This is a genomic window from Oleiphilus sp. HI0123 (genome assembly GCF_001635315.1).
This window is the reverse complement of sequence record NZ_LWGE01001901.1, coordinates 1-485: the sequence shown is the minus strand read 5'-3', so window position 1 is coordinate 485 and position 485 is coordinate 1. Positions and strand designations below refer to the sequence as shown.

Genomic DNA, 485 nt, shown 5'->3' with positions numbered 1-485 from the left:
TACTGTAATACGCTTTAATCCAAGGTATGCTGCTCTACTAAAATACCTTCAAAAACCAAAGATTTATAACCTACCACACCCACTACTTTACCGTTTTTACCATCAATAACTGGCGCACTCGCCAAGCCAAACTGATCAAATAAACGAGCACAATAGCGCACATCCATTTCAGGTGGGACACTGACAACGGGCTTAGACATAATTTCATAGACATTAACGCGATCAGGTGACTTATCTTTTGCCAATACCTTTTTAGCGATATCTGACAGCATCACAACGCCGTACTCGTCATCCTCATTACGTTTTTTGATAATCACGTAGCTAGCATTATGCTCTTTCATTTGAATCAAGGCGTCTTTAACGGTCATCATGCCGTCCATTTCAACGTAGTTACTCCGCATGACATCCTTAATTTTAACAACCGTTTTATTGGTATGACTCATAACTCTTCCTCGACTTTAGCTGCAATAGATTGTATTTGGTGC

Annotated in this window: 1 protein-coding gene; it reads right to left on the bottom strand. The window is 40.0% G+C overall.

The window, feature by feature from the left end; all coding sequences use genetic code 11:
* Nucleotides 1–14: 14 nt before the first annotated feature.
* Entirely contained in the window at nt 15–443 is a 429-nt protein-coding gene (locus tag A3761_RS25285; RefSeq protein ID WP_068511236.1) for a CBS domain-containing protein, read from the bottom strand.
* Nucleotides 444–485: the final 42 nt, after the last annotated feature.